This is a genomic window from Ideonella sp., from assembly GCF_044358605.1.
In the GTDB taxonomy this organism is placed as follows: Bacteria; Pseudomonadota; Gammaproteobacteria; order Burkholderiales; family Burkholderiaceae_C; genus Ideonella.
In genome coordinates this window covers 12,588-28,837 of sequence record NZ_JBIKNQ010000035.1, presented here as the reverse complement: position 1 = coordinate 28,837, position 16,250 = coordinate 12,588, and the positions used below count along the sequence as shown (strand labels likewise).

The window sequence follows — 16,250 nt, the reverse complement described above, 5'->3', positions numbered from 1 at the left end:
TGAGCGAGAATTCCGACATGAGCCCCCTCTTACGCGCCGAAGGTCTGGCCAAAGCTTATGGCGACAGCGCCGTGTTTCGAGCCGTCGATTTAACGTTGGTGCGCGGCGAGTTGGTGGCCTTGCTGGGCGAGTCGGGCACGGGCAAGTCGACGCTGCTCAATTGCTTGGCCGGGCTGGACGAGCCCGATGCAGGTGCCATCGAGATCGACGGCCAAGACCTCGCCACACTGGATGAAGCGGGGCGGGCCGAGTTACGGCGCACCAAGTTAGGCTTTGTGTTCCAGGCCTTTCATGTCTTGCCCCACCTGACTGTGGCGCAGAACGTCGCCCTGCCCTTGCTGCTGCTGCACAGGCCAGACCCCGCCCGGGTGCAAGCCATGCTGGACGCCGTCGGGCTGAGCAGCCTCGGCGCCCGCATGCCACGCCAGCTCTCCGGCGGCCAGTTACAGCGGGTGGCCATTGCGCGGGCCTTGGTTCACAAGCCCGCCCTGATCCTGGCCGATGAACCCACGGGCAACCTGGACGCCCGCCATGCCCGCGAGGTGATGGACCTGCTGCTCACGCAAGTGCGGGCTGAGGGCGCGGCCTGCTTGCTGGTCACCCATTCCGAGCAGGCCGCAGGCCGCGCTGACCGCGCGCTGCGGCTGGACGAGAAGGGAATCCGCCCATGGGTCTTGCCCGCTCACTGAGCCACTTTGCCCAGCTGAGCTGGCCAGCGCTGCGCTACCAGGCCGGGCGGCAATTACTGGCCTTGCTGGCCATTGTGCTGGGCGTGGCGCTGGGCTTTGCCGTTCATCTGCTCAACAGCACCGCTTTGGCGGAGTTCTCCAGCGCCGCCACCAGCCTGCAGGGCCAGCCCGATGTGGTGCTGCACTCTGACGCCGCGAAGGGCCTGCCTGAAACGCTGTTGGCCAGCTTGGCGGCCGACCCAGACGTGCAACTGGCCTCGCCCATCTTGGAAGGCCAAGCCTTGGCGCAAGATATGCAAGATCCGCAGGGCAAGCCCTTCAGCCTGCGGGTGATCGGCTGGGATGTGCTGCAGGGCGCGGCCCTCAACCCCGCCTTGCTGCCCCAGGCACCTGCTGCGGGCAGCGCCCCCACCAACCCGCTGGCAGGGCTGGACCCGCAACAGCTTTCACTCAACCCAGCCGCGCTGCAAAAGCTGGGGGGGCAGGCTCAAACGGTGAGCCTGCGTGCCGCTCAGGCCGACAGCGGCCAGGCGCACAGCCACACCTTCAGCCTCGGCCCAGCCAACGCCGCAGCGGGCTCACCCTTGGCCGTGCTGGACATCGCCGCCGCCCAAGTGCTGCTGGGCAAGCTGGGTCGGCTCGACCGCGTGGATGTGCGCTTGGTGACTGGCGTGGACCCAGAGCGCTGGTTGGCCCAGCAGCGTTGGCCTGAAGGCGTCAGCGCTGCGCCGCCGCCGGATGAAGGCCAGCGCATGAGCGACCTCACCCGGGCCTATCGGGTCAACCTCAGCATGCTCTCGCTGATGGCCTTGTTCACGGGCAGCTTCTTGGTGTTTGCGGTGATGAGCTTGTCTGTGGCGCAGCGCTTGCCGCAGTGGGCCTTGCTGGGCGTGCTGGGCATGACAGGCCGCGAGCGTGCCCGCCTGGTGCTGCTGGAAGCAGCGCTCTTGGGCGGCTTGGGCAGTGTGCTGGGCCTGGCCTTGGGCTGGGCCACGGCGCAATGGGCCTTGCAGGCCTTGGGCGCCAATTTGGGCCTGGGCCATCTGTCTGCGGGCATCAGCTTGGCGCAGGGGCCTTGGGCTGCGGCCGGGTTGTTTGGCGGGCTGGGCTTGGCGCTGAGCCTGCTCAGTGCCGCCCTGCCCGCGCTGACGGTGCGGCGCATGCCGGTGGCGCAGGTGTTGAAAGGCCTTGGAAGCGGCAGCGGCCTATCCACACACAGGGCTTTGGGGCCGGTGTTGTTGCTCTTGGGCCTGGGCTTGGCGATGGTGCCACCACCGCCCAAGACTTGGCCGCTGGCAGACGTCCCGCTGGCCGCTTATGCCGCCATGCTGTGCATGCTGCTGGGCGGCATTGCCTGCGTGCCCTGGGGCGTGCGGGGCGCCCTCGCATTGCTGCGCCACTGGCCAGGCTCGCAACGCCACGCCTTGGTTTTGCTGGTGGAGCAACGGGCCCGAGACCAAGCGGGCGAGGCCAGCCGCGCCCTGGCCGGGGTGCTGGTGAGCCTGAGCTTGTCGGTCGCCATGCTGGTGATGGTGGGCAGCTTTAGAGACTCCCTCACCCAGTGGCTGCACCACATGCTGCCGGCGGACCTCTACCTGCGCTCCAGCCTGCAAGTTCAGCAAGGTGGCGCCAGCCTGCATGCGCCCTTGCCACCCGACTTCTTGGCCGCCTTGCCTTCCAGCAGCGTGGTGCAAGCGGTCGAGCACCAACGCAGCGACGAGGTGCTGATGGGTGGCCAGCGCTTCGCCTTGCTGGCCAAGAAGGTGGATGAGGCGCAACTGCCTTTGGCCCAAGCCCTGGCGCCCACCACAGTGCCGCCAGGCCAGATACCGGTCTACATCAGCGAAGCCCTGCGCGACAGCCTGCAGCTCAACCCCGGCGACACCACAGAGATGCAACTGCGCCCGGGCCTGCCCCCGCTCAAGGTCTTTGTGCGCGGTGTTTGGCGCGACTATGCCCGCCAAAGTGGCGCGGCCTGGATGCCGCTGGACGCCTACCAAGCCTGGACGCAAGATCAGCGCATCAACGAGGTGAAGATTTGGCTGGCGCCGGGCCAGACCAGCCGCCAAGCCCAAGTCGCTTTGCGGGCGCTGGCGGCCCAGCCCGAGGACATCGAGATGGCAGACAGCCAAGAGCTGCGCGAAGTGTCGATGAAAATTTTTGACCGCAGCTTCGCGGTGACCGTCTGGCTGCAGACCGTGACCTTGTCCATTGGTGTGTTTGGCATTGCTGCCAGTCAATCGGCGCAAGTGCTGGCGCGCAAGCGGGAGTTCGGCCTGCTGCTGCATTTGGGCTTGACCCGCGCGGGCGTCTTGCGCCTGCTCGCGCTGGAATCCGCCTTGCTGTGCGGGGTGGGCTGCTTGGCCGGGCTGGGTTTGGGCTTGGGCTTGAGCGCGGTGTTGATTTGGGTGGTCAACCCGCAGAGCTTTCACTGGAGCATGGACATGAGCCTGCCCTGGCCGCGACTGCTGGTCTTGTTGCTGACGGTGTTCACCGCCGGAGTGCTATCGGCGCTGCTGGCGGCCCGCCAAGCGGCCAGCAAGGCGGCAGTGCAATCGGTGAAGGAGGACTGGTGATTCCCCGTCGCAGTTTTTTGGCCTTGGCCGCCCTGTATGGCACCCCAGGCTGGGCCAGCAACGCACCGCGCCTGCAGTTCCCCCGTGACTTTGGCGCCCACCCTCACACCCGTTTGGAATGGTGGTACCTGACCGGCGTGCTGCATGCCTCGGCGGACGCGGCTAACCCAGCGGCCACCCCTGCGCTCGGTTATCAGCTGACCTTCTTCCGGGTGCAAGGCTCAGCGCCTGCCGGCCATCCCAGCGCCTTGGCTGCGCGCCAAGTCTTGATCGGCCACGCCGCCTTGAGCGACCTGCGCCAAGGCCAACTGCTGCATGACCAACGCTTGGCGCGGGCCTATCCCGGCGTGGCAGAGGCCCGAGAAGGCGACTGCCATGTGCAGATGCGCGACTGGCTGCTGCGCCGCGAGACCAGCGAGGGTGACTTGGGCACTGGCCCAAGCCGTTACGTGGCTCGGTTTCAAGGCCAGAGCCACGGGCAAGCATTTGCCTTGGAGCTGACGCTGCAGTGCCCGCAACCCGTCTTGCTGCAGGGCGTGGACGGGCTCTCCAAAAAAGGCCCGGGCGCAGACCAGTTCAGCCACTATTACAGCCAGGTGCAGATGCGCACCCAAGCCAGCCTGCGCCTGGGCGGGCAGACGCAGCCTCTACAAGGCCTGTCGTGGCTGGATCAAGAATGGAGCGACCAATTGCTGGGCGACCCCAGCGCCCCGCAAGAGCAGGCCGTGGGCTGGGACTGGGCAGGCATCAACCTCTTGGATGGCAGCGCCCTGACGGTGTTTCGCCTGCGCCGGGCCGATGGCTCGACCTTGTGGAGCGGTGGCAGTTGGCGCAGCAGCCAAGGTATGCAGCGCAACTTTGCGCCCAGCGAGGTGCGCCTACAGCCGCTGCGCCACTGGCGCAGCCCCAGCAGCAGTGCCGAGTACCCGGTGGCCTGGTTGATCCAATGCCCTGCGGGCGAGTTCAAACTGACTGCCCTGCTCGACGCCCAAGAGGTGGACGCCCGCATGAGCACGGGCATGCGCTATTGGGAAGGCGCCGCCAGTTTGAACAAACCCAGCGGCGAACGCCTGGGCTTGGGTTATCTGGAGATGACCGGCTATGCGGGGCGCATGCGGCTGGGGTGAGCCTTAGACGGGCAAGCCGCAGCAGGCCAAGCGGCGGCAGATTCATCTGCCGCGCTCAGCCTCTTGCACTTACAGCAAACGCGCAAGCAGCGCGCCTTCAGACGGCACGCCCAGCGGCACCCACACCCGCACGGGGCTGCCTTGGGCCACTTGCACCGGCTCATTGTCCAGGTTACGCATTTCGTTCAGCTCCACCACGCGGTTGCCGCTGGGGTGGATGACTTCAATGCGGTCGCCGACCGAGAACTTGTTCTTGGTCTCGACCTCGACCCAGCCATCTTCGCGCACGCTGCGCACTTCGCCCACAAAGTGGCTGCGGTGCAGCTCGGAGTGGCCGCTGATGTAGTTCTGGTAGTCGTTGGCGGGGCGGCGCTCCAGCAGGCCGCCGGTGTAGCCGCGGTTGGCCAGGCCTTCCAGCTCCATCAACAACTCGGGGTTGAAGGGGCGACCGGCCACGGCATCGTCAATGGCCCGGCGATAGACCTGGGCGGTGCGGGCCACGTAGTACAGGCTCTTGGTGCGACCTTCGATCTTGAGGGAGTCCACCCCGATCTTGGCCAAGCGCTCGACATGCTCCACCGCGCGCAGGTCTTTGCTGTTCATGATGTAGGTGCCGTGCTCATCTTCCATGATGGGCATGAGCTCGCCCGGGCGGCCTTTTTCTTCCAGCAGGTAGATGCGGTCGGCCGCCGGGTGGCGCTCACCGCTGCCGCAGGTGGAGAAATTGCTTTCGGCCTCGGCGGCGGCTTCGCCGAAGTTGAAGTCGCTGTCCAGCTTGGCCACCGGAATGGCTTCGCCGCTGGCGGAGTTTTCTGTGGCGGCCTGGGTGCCATATTCCCAGCGGCAGGCGTTGGTGCAGGTGCCTTGGTTGGGGTCGCGGCGGTTGAAATAGCCGCTCAGCAAGCAGCGGCCCGAGTAGGCGATGCACAGGGCACCGTGGACAAAAACCTCCAGCTCCATGTCGGGGCACTCGTTGCGAATGCCGTCGATCTCATCCAGGCTCAGCTCGCGCGAGAGGATGATGCGGCGCACGCCCAGCTTCTGCCAGAACTTGACCGTGGCCCAGTTGGTGGTGTTGGCCTGCACGGAGAGGTGAATGTCGACCTCGGGCCACTTTTCACGCACCTGCATGATGAGGCCGGGGTCGGCCATGATCAGCGCATCGGGCTTGAGCGCGATCACCGGCTCGATGTCGCGCAGGTAGGTGCGCACCTTGTCGTTGTGGGCAATCAGGTTGCTGGTGACAAAGAATTTCTTGCCCCGGGCATGGGCTTCAGCAATGCCCTGACCGATTTGCTCCAAGCGGAATTCGTTGTTCCGGGCGCGCAGCGAATAGCGGGGTTGGCCCGCGTAAACGGCGTCGGCGCCAAAGTCATAGGCGGCCCGCATCTTGGCGAGTGAGCCGGCGGGCAGCAGCAGTTCTGGGGTTCTCATGTCGGCGATTGTCCCAAATCCGCGCCAGAGGCGTTGGCCTGCAACCTCTCCCGCAGCGCGGTCTTCAGCACCTTGCCGTAGTTGTTCTTGGGCAAGCCCTCAACTTGCACATAGCGCTTGGGGCGCTTGAAGCGGGCCAAATGGGCCACGACATGGGCGTCCAAGGCAGCGGCCTCTAAGGCGACAGCCCCGCGAGCCACCACAAAGGCGACCACCGATTCGCCCCATTCAGGATCGGGCGCGCCGACCACCGCCACCTCAGCCACGTCAGGGTGTAGCAGCAGCACTTCCTCCACCTCGCGCGGGTAGATGTTGGAGCCGCCGCTGATGATCAGGTCTTTGCTGCGGTCTTTCAGCGTCAGGTAGCCCGAGGCGTCTAGACAACCCATGTCACCCGTCCACAGCCAGCCCTCGCGCAGGGCGGCGGCGGTGGCCTCTGGGGCCTGCCAGTAACCGGCCATCACGCTGTCACCCGCGATCAGCACCTCACCCACCTCGCCCGTGGGCACGTCCAGCCCCGCCTCATCGGCCACCCGGATGCGCACCGAGGACTGCGGCCGGCCCACGGACGCCAGGCGCGCCAGGTGCTGCGGATGACCCTGATCGGCCAGATCGGCACGGCTGAGGGCCGTGCCCACCATCGGGCTTTCGCCCTGGCCGTAGATTTGCACAAAGCGCGGCCCCATGACCTTAAGCGCGCGTTGGATGTCGGCCGCATACATGGGCGCACCGCCATAAACAATGGTTTTGAAGCTGTGCGCCGCATCAGCCGGCCCCAGCCCTTCGGCTTCGGCATGGTCCACCAAGCGCTTGACGATGGTGGGGGCGGCAAACAAGGAGAGCGGCCCCACCTGCCGGCCCAGTTCAAACAGCTCTGCCGCATCAAACCCGCCCGAGAGCGGCACCACATGGCGGGCGCCCGCCAGCACATGCGGCAAGGCATAGAGCCCGGCACCGTGGGACATGGGGGCGGCGTAAACAATGGCGTCGCTGGCCCCCACTGCGTCCACGTCCACAAAGTAGCCCAGCGCCATGGTGCGCAGGTTGCGGTGAGTGATCATCACGCCCTTGGGCCGGCCGGTGGTGCCGCTGGTGTAGAACAGCCAAGCGGTGTCGTCGGGGGCGCGGTCAGCCACCGCCAGGCTGGCTTGAGGCTCTGCGGCCAGCAGGCTCGCCATCTCCGGGCTGTCCACCTCCACCACGCGCTCCAAACCCGCCAGCGCTGTCTCGCCCTGCGGCAGCGCATCTCGGCTCACAAAGGCCCAGCGCGCACCCGCGTTGTGGGCGATCCACTGCAACTCTTTGGGGTGCAGTTTGGCGTTGACCGGCACCACCACGCCGCCCATCCACCACACGCCGAACAAGATCTCCAGATAGCGTGGGTGGTTGCGCATGAAGAGGGCCACGCGGTCGCCGGGGTGAAGGCCCGCGCCCAACAAGTTCTGAGCCAAAGCAGCCGCTCTGGCCGCCCACTGGGCGTAGGTGGCGGTGGGTCGAGCGCCTTCAAAAAGCGCTGGGCGCTCGGGGTGGGGCAGGGCCCAGCGGGCAATATCGTGAGCAAGGTTCATGGGGCAGAAGCATAGGCGCTGGCCGCAAGCTCTTCACCTCGCGGAAGTGCTGAGCTTGCTTCGAGACCCGTCTTCCGATGAGGAACAAAGCGCAATTTCTGTCTTGACAGAAATATCGGATATCAGCATCATGACGACATGGAACTCACCGACACCGCCCGCCGCTTCATCGTCCACTGGGGTGAGATGGGCACGGCTTGGGGCGTCAACCGCAGCGTGGCCCAAGTCCACGCCCTGCTCTACTTTCATGGCAAGCCCTTGCATGCCGAAGAGATCGCCGACACCCTGTCCATTGCCCGCTCCAATGTCAGCACCAGCCTCAAAGAGTTGCAAAGCTGGAACTTGATCCGCGCCACCCAAGTGCTGGGCGACCGACGCGATTACTTTGAAACGTCTCTAGATGTGTGGGAGTTGTTCCGCACCATCGTGCGAGAGCGCAAGGAGCGAGAGTTCGACCCCACGGTGCGCGTGCTGAAAGAGCTGGTGGCCCAGCCCGGCTTTGAGGCTGAGCGTGCGGACACCCAAGACAGGGTCCGAGAAACCCTGCGCTTCATGGAGACCTTGGGCGCTTGGTCTGACGAGATGCTGCGCCTCTCACCCGGCACGCTGGAGAAAGTCCTGCGCATGGGTGCCAACGTCCAGAAGTTTGTTCGAGGGGAGTAGCCCCCTTTTTTTTGAATGTTTATTTCTGTTTTTACTGAAATTTCAAACGGAGTAATCATGAACCCAGCCATCTATCCCCTGACCTTGTTCTACGACGCCTCCTGCCCCTTGTGCGCAGCCGAGATGCACAACCTGATGCTGCGCAACACCGAAGGGCACTTGGCCTTTGTGGACGTGTCCGCCCCCGAGGTGCCCAGCCATATCGACGGCGTCAGCCGCGAGGCCATGATGACGGAGATCCATGCCCGGCAAGCCGATGGCGAGTGGGTTCGTGGGGTGGATGTGTTTCGCCTGGCCTACCGAGCGGCAGGCCTGCCCCAGGTGTCCCGCGCCTTGTCTTGGCCCTGGCTGGCCCCGGCGGCAGATGCGCTCTACCCTTGGGTGGCGCGCAACCGCCAGCGCATGCCCAAGGTGCTCTCCAGCCTGCTGTTTGGCCGAGCGCTCAGGCGTGCGGCCGCCCAAGCCCATGCGCGGCAATGCGCTGCAGGGGCCTGTGCCACAGAGCTTGGCCATCGGTCGGAGCAAGCCTCATGAACATCCTGCTGTGCGGCGCCACCGGCTTCATTGGCCGCCACATCCACCAAGCCCTCACGCAAGCTGGGCACACCGTGCGCAGCCTGCATCAACCCTTGAACGGCACGACTCGCCCCTTGAGGTTCACCGAAGCCACCTGCCCTAGCCGATGGCGGCCCTGGTTGGAAGGAATGGACGCGGTCATCAATGCGGTGGGCGTGTTGCGAGACTCCCGGCGTGCACCCATGCAAGTGGTCCACAGCCAAGCGCCGGTGGCACTGTTCCAGGCCGCGGCCGATGCGGGTGTGCGCAGGGTGCTGCACATCTCAGCCTTGGGCCTCAGCAACAACCCGCGCCTCTATGCCCGCAGCAAACTCGCGGCTGAAGAGGCACTGCTCAACCTGAATCAGCGCGGCGTGTTGGACGGGGTCGTGCTGCAGCCTAGTGTGGTGTTTGGGCCCGGCGGGGCCAGCTCTGTGTTGTTTCAGCAGTTGGCGCGGTTTCCGTGGCTTCTGCTGCCGCCACCGGCCTTCATTTGCCACATCCAGCCTGTAGCGGTCGAGGAGCTTGCGGAAGCGGTGCTGAAGCTGACCCACCCTGCCTGCACGGTACGCGGCCGCGTACCCATCGTCGGCAGCCAAGCCCTGACGCTCTCTGACTTTGTTCAGGCCTTGCGCCAGCAACAAGGCCTGCGAGCCGCCCGGCACATGGCCCTGCCAGGAGCCTTGACCCACCTCAGCGCCACGCTCGGTGACTGCGTGCCATTCACCCCTTGGGGCCATGACACCCTGGCCTTGATGAGCCACGACAACACCGCCGACGCCAGCGTCATGACAAGCCTGCTGGGCCGCGCACCCCAAGGGGCCACAGCGTTTGGCAGGGCGCAGACTGCGGCGATGCCGCAACTGGCCTCATGAGCCCGCAGCGCTGGGCCGAGGCAGCTGCGGCTCGCAGACAGCCAAGCCCCGCGCGCACGCGATTGGCTTGAGGCTACCCGGCCTTCACTGCCACCGCCTGACGTTCTTGTGACTTGAGGGTGTTCAAGCCGCCGTTGTGTGCTTGAGCAGCGAGGCCACCAACTGAGCTTCCCGCTCAGGCCGCAAACCGGCCAGCGTGAAGGCCTGCTGGGGCTGGGGCAAGCTCTGCCACCAAGCCAGTGTGTCCGCCACGGTGTGCGCCAGGGGGCGGGTTCGCAAGCCCGCGTGCTCGGCACGTGCACTGCTGACGCGCATGAACGCCGCGTGCTCTCCCACCGGTGGCACCCAGAGAGGCATGTCCACCCAATAGCTGACACCGGCTTGCTCCAACTGGGCTGCTGTGGCCCACAGCCACTTTGGCGACGTGCCAGCAGCCTGCGCACAGGCCTCCAGCATGTCAGAGAAAGTGAACTGAGCAGGCGGTGTGACGGCATTGAAGACACCTGCCAGGCCATGCTCCGCCACCCTCAGCACAAAAGCCGCCAAGTCACGCGCGTCGATGAACTGCACCGGGTCATTCGGGTGCCCCGGCACGGGAATCAGCTCCCCAGGGTGGGCCCTGCTCACCCGGGCCGGCCACCACGTGAAGCGCTGCGTCGGGTCATGCGGCCCCACCACCAAGCCTGGGCGGATGACCGTGCAGTGCTCGGCCCCCCATTCGCGCATCAACACCTGCTCGCACAAAGCCTTCAAAGGGCCATAGGTGCGCCCATCAACGGTCTCTGTGCTTGCGTCCTCCAGGGTGCCCAGTGCCGAGGTTTCGTCATTCGGCCGGGTGGCATCGGCATAAGCCGACACACTGGAGATGAAGACGTAATGGCCTACTCGGCCCTTGAGCACTTGAGCGGCGGCGCGGACTTCCGATGGCAGGTAGCCGCAGGTGTCAATCACCACATCCCAGGTGCCGTGGGCCAGGGCCTCAAGGCTGACTCGCCTATCGCCCAAGCGCCGCTCAACCTGGGTGGCCCATTCGGGCACAGCCGTTTGGCCACGGTGAAACACCGTGACCTGATCTCCGCGGGCCAGCAAGGCCTCGACCACATGCCGCCCGACGAACCTGCTGCCCCCCAGAACGAGATAACGCATGGCGAGGCGCTTACTTCATCTCGGCGCGAATGGCTTTCTCGTCGTCTTCACGATAGCGACGACCGCCGCAATTGGCAGTCCAGTCCACTCGCTTGTCTTCATAGGCGGCAGATTGCGTCTCCCATTGCTTATTTCGCTCGTTCCAAGAGGCTGCTGCTTTTTGCTGTAACTCACCGCGCTGATTCAACTCCTTCACGGACTGCTCCAACCCTTCTGTGATGGATTTCGCTTCGGCATTGGTGGATGCCTCCAATGACTGCAGCTCGCGTTGTTCCTTTTCCAACTCCTTGCGCTGGCGTTCGACAATTGGCCCGGAACGCGTGTTCTCGGCCAAAGCGGCCTGCTTCTCCTGAAACGCTTTCACACGTTCCGAGAATGCCTTCATCCTTTCATTAAACGCCTTGGCTGCCTCAGTGCGTGCTTGAACTTTGTCTCTAAGCGGCTGAAGGGCTTCACCTTCACGAGTGATTTCGATGCGTTCGGCATCCAACTCGGCGCGCCGCTTCTCAACCTCTGTACGCTCTGTCTTGAGCCCACTTTGCTGCTTGATGCAGGCACGCAACTCGTTGATGGTCATCACCTTTCCGCTACTGGAAGTTTTGCCATCAAGTGTTTGTGCGGTGGCACCTACTGCGGCAATGCCAAACATTCCGACAACGACAGTTGCCAAAGAGGTTTTGTGAAAGTTCATGTGTTATGTCCTTCGAGGGCAGCATGCGGTGACACGCCCCAGCTTGATAGGTAGCAGCCGGTTGGCCGCCACCGAGATCCCCACCCCATGCGGGTTTCGAAGCCGTGATGATGCCATTCGAACCATGCCGATCTACACTGCTGCGCGTCCAGATCAACCCTCATGGTAACCATGGCCCAAAGCATTCACGACTTCCACGACGACCCGCGCAATGCAGAGATCCGCATTTGGATCAACGGTGCACTGCATCACCGGGATGACGCCAAAATCTCGGTCTTTGATAGCGGCTTTGTGCTGGGCGATGGCGTGTGGGAGGGCTTGCGTGTGGTCCGTGGACACCCCTTGTTCTTGGGGGCTCATCTGGACCGGCTCTACGAGGGCGCCAAAGCCATCGCACTGGACATCGGCATGAGCCGCGAAGCCCTCACGGACGCGATCTACGAGACCCTGGCCGCCAACGCCATGGACGACGGCGTACACATCAGGCTGATGGTCACGCGCGGCATCAAGCGCACGCCCTACCAAGACCCTCGCGCTTGCATTGGGCAGGCCACCGTGGTGATCCTGCCGGAGTTCAAACTAGCCAAGCCCGAAACCCTGGCGGCTGGCTTGAACCTCTTCACCGTGCATGTACGGCGCGGCTTTCCGGATGTGCAAGATCCGAAACTCAACAGCCACAGCAAGCTGAACTGCATCACCGCCTGCATCCAGGCCATCACGGCGGGCGCAGATGAAGCCCTGATGCTGGACCCACACGGCTTTGTAGCCACCTGCAACTCCACACATTTCTTCATTGTTCGCCAGGGCGAGGTCTGGACCAGCACCGGCGACTACTGCCTCGGTGGCATCACCCGAGCGAATGTGATCCAAGTCTGCAAAGAGGCCGGCATCTCGGTCTTCGAGAAGAACTTCAGCCTCACCCAGGTGTACGGGGCCGATGAAGCGTTTTGCACCGGCACCTTTGCCGGCGTGGTGCCCGTCAAGGCGGTCGATGGCCGAGAGATCACCGGCAGCCTGCCCGGCCCCATGGTGCAACGCCTGCAGTCGCTCTACAAAGACCTGGTGCAGCGTGACGTAGCCCAGACCTCGCAGGTGCAAGCTGCCAGGCTGAGCGCCCAAGGAGCCCGCGCATGACGCTGCGCCTCGCCATGTGGAGTGGGCCGCGCAATATCTCCACAGCCATGATGCGGGCCTGGGAGAACCGGTCCGATTGCGCCGTCAGCGACGAGCCTCTGTATGCCGCTTACCTGGCCCAAACAGGGCTGGATCACCCCGGCCGCGCAGAGATCTTGGCCCATGGTGAGACCGACTGGCGGAAGGTGGTCGGCACACTGCAAGGCCCAGCCCCGGAGGGCAAGCCGATCTGGTATCAGAAACACATGACCCACCACCTCATGCCGGGCATGGACGTGGACTGGATTCATGGTCTGACCAATGTCTTGCTGATTCGCGCGCCGGACCAGGTGGTGGAGTCGTACCTGAAATCGCGCGCTGAGGTCACCCCAGGGGACATTGGCCTACTGCAGCAAGTGACGCTCCATGAGGCCATCTCGGCGCGGCAAGGCCGCCCACCCTTGGTCATTGATGCCGATGATTTTCTGCAGCAGCCGGGCGCCTATCTTCAAGCCCTTTGCCAACACCTCGGCATTGCCTTTATGCCGGGCATGTTGTGTTGGCCGGCCGGGCCCAGGCCCAGCGACGGCATCTGGGCACCACATTGGTATGACGCCGTATGGCGCTCCACGGGCTTCGAGGCCTGGCGGCCACGGCAGCCGCAGCTCTCGGGCCAGGGCTTGGCCGTCGCCCAAGCCTGCCAACCCGCCTATGAGCGCTTGTACCAGGCGCGGCTGCAACTGCGCTGATCAGGCCTTGCCGCGAACCTTTTGAACCAACATCACGACGGCCAACACCAAGGCGCCGGCCACCACACCCACCAAGCCTTCAGCGAGAAAGCCAATGACACTCCCCAGCGGCTGTATGAGGTGATGCAGGGCAGGCAAGCCGTGGACGAGGATGCCTCCGCCCACCAAGAACAGCGCTGCAGTGCCTGCAATCGCCAAGCCCTTCATTAACCAAGGCGCAAAAACCAGCAAGAAGCGGCCGAAGGCTTGGGCCGTGGCACTGGCCTGACGGCTGAGGTAGAGCCCTGCATCATCGAGTTTCACGATGCCCGCAACCAAGCCGTAAACCCCCACGGTCATCAGCAAGGCCACCACGGCGAGGACAGTGAACTGAGTCTGCATCGGTTGGCTGGCCACCGTGCCCAAAGTGATGGCGATGATCTCGGCCGACAAAATGAAGTCAGTGCGGACCGCCCCTTTGATCTTGTCCCGCTCCAGGGCCACCATGTCCACTGCAGGATTCAATAAAGCCTCAGTCAACTCGGCGTGGTGCGCCTCATCCTCTTCGGGTTTGTGCAGATAGCGGTGAGCCAGCTTCTCAAAGCCTTCATAGCAGAGGAAGGCGCCACCCACCATCAGCAGCGGCGTGACCAACCACGGGACAAAAGCACTGATCGCCAAGGCCGCAGGCACCAAAATCACCTTGTTCAGCAGCGATCCTTTGGCGACGGCCCAGACCACCGGCAACTCTCGGTCTGCTTGGACCCCTGCCACTTGTTGCGCGTTCAGGGCCAAATCGTCGCCCAGCACACCCGCCGTCTTTTTGGCCGCGACTTTGGTCAACACCGCCACGTCGTCCAGGATGGTGGCGATGTCATCGATCAATGCAAGCAAACTGGCAGCGGCCATGGTGGGAACAATCCTCGTACAAAACCCGACATGCTAGCGCTGTTTAGGGGCTAGATGCCGGGAAGCGCTTGGCGCTACAGTCGCCCACCTCTTTTCTACAAGCCCCCTATGTCGTCCTTGCCCGTTTGGCGCTGCGTCGCTGTGTTCTCTGCGCTTCTCGTCACTGGCTGCTCCCATTGGGCGCCGACAAACAGCGATGCCGTCTTGACGCCCAACGCACAATTGCGCGCTGAAGGCATCCCGCCGATTCCCCTGAGCATGGTCAAGCAAGTCGAGCGCTACACCGACTTCAGAGGGCATAGTTTCTTGGGTTGGCACCCTCAACGCCGCGAGATGCTGGTCTCGCACCGGCCAGCCGGCGCGAGCCTGCCGCAGGTCTTCAAGCTGGACGCCCCTATGGGCACCCTCAAGCCGCTGATCAACACCTCGGAGCCCATCAGCAGTGCCAGCTATGAACCCCAAGCCGGCCAGTACATCGTCTTCGAACGGGCGGCGGGTGGCAATGAGGTGACCCAGCTCTTCCGCTTTGACGAAGGCAATGGCCAAGCGGTGCCGCTCACTGATCCCGCTCAGCGCCACAACTTTGAGATCTGGCTGCACCCGCAAGCGGGGCAAGCCAGCCGTTTGATCCACACCTCGGTGCCCTTGGACAGAACAGCCGCAGGCGGCAGCCGAACCACCGTCAACACCCAAGTCTGGCTGCTGAATCCTCTCCAGCCTGAGCAGCGCCAATTGCTGGCCGAGCTGCCTGGCGGCGGCTGGGGCGTCAGCAGTGCTTCCCATGACAACCGCCAGTTGGCCCTGTCCCATTACCGCTCGGCCAATGAGTCCGAGGTGTGGCTGATGGATGTTGCCACTGGGCAGAAGCGACAAGTGCTGCCCGCTACCGGACAAGCCAAAGCCGTGCACTTGGCGGCCGGCTTTTCGGCGGACGACAAGGCCCTCTTCGTGGTCACCGACCGCTCGGGGGAGTTCCGCGAGCTGCAACAAGTGCGTCTTGACACCCTGGCACTGAGCCGGGTCACCGGGCACATCCCCTGGGATGTCAGTGGTGGCGACGCCTCCCGCGACGGCCGCTGGTTAGCTGTGCGGGCCAATGAGGACGGACTGGGCACCCTGCGCTTGTTCGACGCCCAAAGCATGAAAGAGGTCAGCCTACCAGAGTTGCCCAACGGCAGCGTGGGCAGTGTTCACTTCCGACCAGCGAGCCAGGACTTGGTGTTCTCTGTCAATGGTGCAGGTGGGCCCAGTCAGCTTTATGTGCTGAACCCACAAAGCAAGAGCGTCACCCCCTGGACCAAAGCTGAAGCGGCACCCGGCATTGACGCCAGTCAGTTTGCGCGCCAGCGCATCGTGCGTTGGCCGAGCTTTGATGGCCTCACCATCTCTGGCCTGTTAACCCAACCACCGGCAAAGTTCACAGGCAAGCGCCCTGTACTGATCAACATTCATGGCGGGCCTGAAGCACAGGCCACCTTCGGCTTCTTGGGCCGCATGAGCTATATGGTGGAGGAGATGGGCGTGGCCATCATCCAGCCGAACGTGCGGGGTTCCAGTGGCTACGGCAAAACCTTCTTGACCCTGGACAACGGCTTCAAGCGCGAAGACTCCGTCAAGGACATCGGTGCGCTGCTGGACTGGATCGCCACCCAGCCGGATCTGGATTCTTCACGCGTGCTTGTCATGGGCGGCAGCTACGGCGGTTATATGAGCCTGGCCGTCAGCACCCACTACGCCGACCGCATCGCAGGCGCCATCGACGTGGTTGGCATCTCGCACTTTGTCACCTTCTTACAGAATACCGAAAGCTATCGGCGTGACCTGCGTCGTGTGGAGTATGGCGACGAGCGAGAGCCCGCCATGCGAGCGCACCTGGAAGCCATTTCCCCCTTGACCAATGCGCACAAGATCCGCAAGCCCTTGTTCGTGATCCAAGGCCGCAACGACCCTCGGGTTCCCTGGACAGAGGCTGAGCAAATCGTCGCTAAGGCGCGTGCTAACGGCACCCCTGTCTGGTACTTGCTGGCCGAGAACGAGGGGCATGGCTTCCAGCGCAAAGAGAACGCCGATTTCCAGTTTTACGCCATGTTGCGGTTTATGAGGGAAACCCTGAAGCTCACGGCCCCCTGAAGGTGCGACAGTGCGGGCGCCTCTCAAGAAAACGCCGGGCGGCCCG

14 protein-coding genes are annotated in these 16,250 nt (G+C 64.1%); 9 read left to right on the top strand and 5 right to left on the bottom strand.

What is annotated here, in order from left to right; all coding sequences use genetic code 11:
* Positions 1-17: 17 nt before the first annotated feature.
* From ACIQ3Q_RS13370 to ACIQ3Q_RS13360, 3 genes are read left to right on the top strand one after another with little or no spacing between them, the layout of a single operon-like run.
* On the top strand, positions 18-689 hold the full coding sequence (locus ACIQ3Q_RS13370) for an ABC transporter ATP-binding protein (RefSeq protein WP_396269602.1): 672 nt from the start codon (positions 18-20) through the stop codon (positions 687-689).
* Positions 668-3,265: an FtsX-like permease family protein gene (locus tag ACIQ3Q_RS13365; RefSeq protein ID WP_396269601.1), complete on the top strand. Its 2,598-nt coding sequence runs from the start codon at positions 668-670 to the stop codon at positions 3,263-3,265. The genes ACIQ3Q_RS13370 and ACIQ3Q_RS13365 overlap by 22 nt, the downstream gene beginning before the upstream one ends.
* Entirely contained in the window at positions 3,262-4,392 is a 1,131-nt protein-coding gene (locus tag ACIQ3Q_RS13360) for a lipocalin-like domain-containing protein (RefSeq protein ID WP_396269600.1), read from the top strand. Before ACIQ3Q_RS13365 ends, ACIQ3Q_RS13360 begins: the two co-directional genes overlap by 4 nt.
* A gap of 69 nt (positions 4,393-4,461) precedes the next feature.
* Here the strand turns inward: ACIQ3Q_RS13360 and yegQ are convergent, their stop codons facing one another.
* Positions 4,462-5,826 (bottom strand): tRNA 5-hydroxyuridine modification protein YegQ, encoded by a 1,365-nt coding sequence (yegQ, locus tag ACIQ3Q_RS13355; RefSeq protein ID WP_396269599.1) that lies wholly within the window; start codon positions 5,824-5,826, stop codon positions 4,462-4,464.
* The gene (locus ACIQ3Q_RS13350; protein WP_396269598.1) at positions 5,823-7,394 is read right to left on the bottom strand and encodes a class I adenylate-forming enzyme family protein; all 1,572 of its coding nucleotides are present in this window, start codon (positions 7,392-7,394) and stop codon (positions 5,823-5,825) included. Before ACIQ3Q_RS13350 ends, yegQ begins: the two co-directional genes overlap by 4 nt.
* Positions 7,395-7,532: 138 nt before the next feature.
* Here ACIQ3Q_RS13350 and ACIQ3Q_RS13345 point away from each other — a divergent pair, with 138 nt between their 5' ends.
* From ACIQ3Q_RS13345 to ACIQ3Q_RS13335, 3 genes are read left to right on the top strand one after another with little or no spacing between them, the layout of a single operon-like run.
* Complete coding sequence (locus ACIQ3Q_RS13345; protein ID WP_396269597.1) at positions 7,533-8,057, top strand: GbsR/MarR family transcriptional regulator; 525 nt, start codon at positions 7,533-7,535, stop codon at positions 8,055-8,057.
* A 57-nt stretch (positions 8,058-8,114) separates the two neighbouring features.
* The gene (locus ACIQ3Q_RS13340; protein WP_396269596.1) at positions 8,115-8,591 is read left to right on the top strand and encodes a thiol-disulfide oxidoreductase DCC family protein; all 477 of its coding nucleotides are present in this window, start codon (positions 8,115-8,117) and stop codon (positions 8,589-8,591) included.
* Positions 8,588-9,487, top strand: coding sequence for an NAD-dependent epimerase/dehydratase family protein (locus ACIQ3Q_RS13335; RefSeq protein WP_396269595.1), 900 nt, complete (start codon positions 8,588-8,590; stop codon positions 9,485-9,487). Before ACIQ3Q_RS13340 ends, ACIQ3Q_RS13335 begins: the two co-directional genes overlap by 4 nt.
* 123 nt (positions 9,488-9,610) lie before the next feature.
* Here the strand turns inward: ACIQ3Q_RS13335 and ACIQ3Q_RS13330 are convergent, their stop codons facing one another.
* Both ACIQ3Q_RS13330 and ACIQ3Q_RS13325 read right to left on the bottom strand, forming a co-directional pair.
* The gene (locus tag ACIQ3Q_RS13330) at positions 9,611-10,633 is read right to left on the bottom strand and encodes an NAD-dependent epimerase/dehydratase family protein (RefSeq protein ID WP_396269594.1); all 1,023 of its coding nucleotides are present in this window, start codon (positions 10,631-10,633) and stop codon (positions 9,611-9,613) included.
* Between the two features lie 10 nt (positions 10,634-10,643).
* Positions 10,644-11,324, bottom strand: a complete 681-nt coding sequence (locus ACIQ3Q_RS13325) for a hypothetical protein (protein ID WP_396269593.1) — start codon at positions 11,322-11,324, stop codon at positions 10,644-10,646.
* Between the two features lie 171 nt (positions 11,325-11,495).
* Here ACIQ3Q_RS13325 and ACIQ3Q_RS13320 point away from each other — a divergent pair, with 171 nt between their 5' ends.
* Positions 11,496-12,458 (top strand): aminotransferase class IV, encoded by a 963-nt coding sequence (locus tag ACIQ3Q_RS13320; RefSeq protein ID WP_396269592.1) that lies wholly within the window; start codon positions 11,496-11,498, stop codon positions 12,456-12,458.
* On the top strand, positions 12,455-13,186 hold the full coding sequence (locus ACIQ3Q_RS13315) for an HAD family hydrolase (protein ID WP_396269590.1): 732 nt from the start codon (positions 12,455-12,457) through the stop codon (positions 13,184-13,186). Before ACIQ3Q_RS13320 ends, ACIQ3Q_RS13315 begins: the two co-directional genes overlap by 4 nt.
* Here ACIQ3Q_RS13315 and ACIQ3Q_RS13310 read toward each other — a convergent pair whose 3' ends face one another.
* Complete coding sequence (locus ACIQ3Q_RS13310; RefSeq protein WP_396269589.1) at positions 13,187-14,074, bottom strand: DUF808 domain-containing protein; 888 nt, start codon at positions 14,072-14,074, stop codon at positions 13,187-13,189.
* Positions 14,075-14,278: 204 nt separating this feature from the next.
* On the opposite strand from ACIQ3Q_RS13310, the gene ACIQ3Q_RS13305 reads away from it, so the two are divergent.
* Entirely contained in the window at positions 14,279-16,204 is a 1,926-nt protein-coding gene (locus tag ACIQ3Q_RS13305) for a prolyl oligopeptidase family serine peptidase (protein WP_396269588.1), read from the top strand.
* Positions 16,205-16,250: the final 46 nt, after the last annotated feature.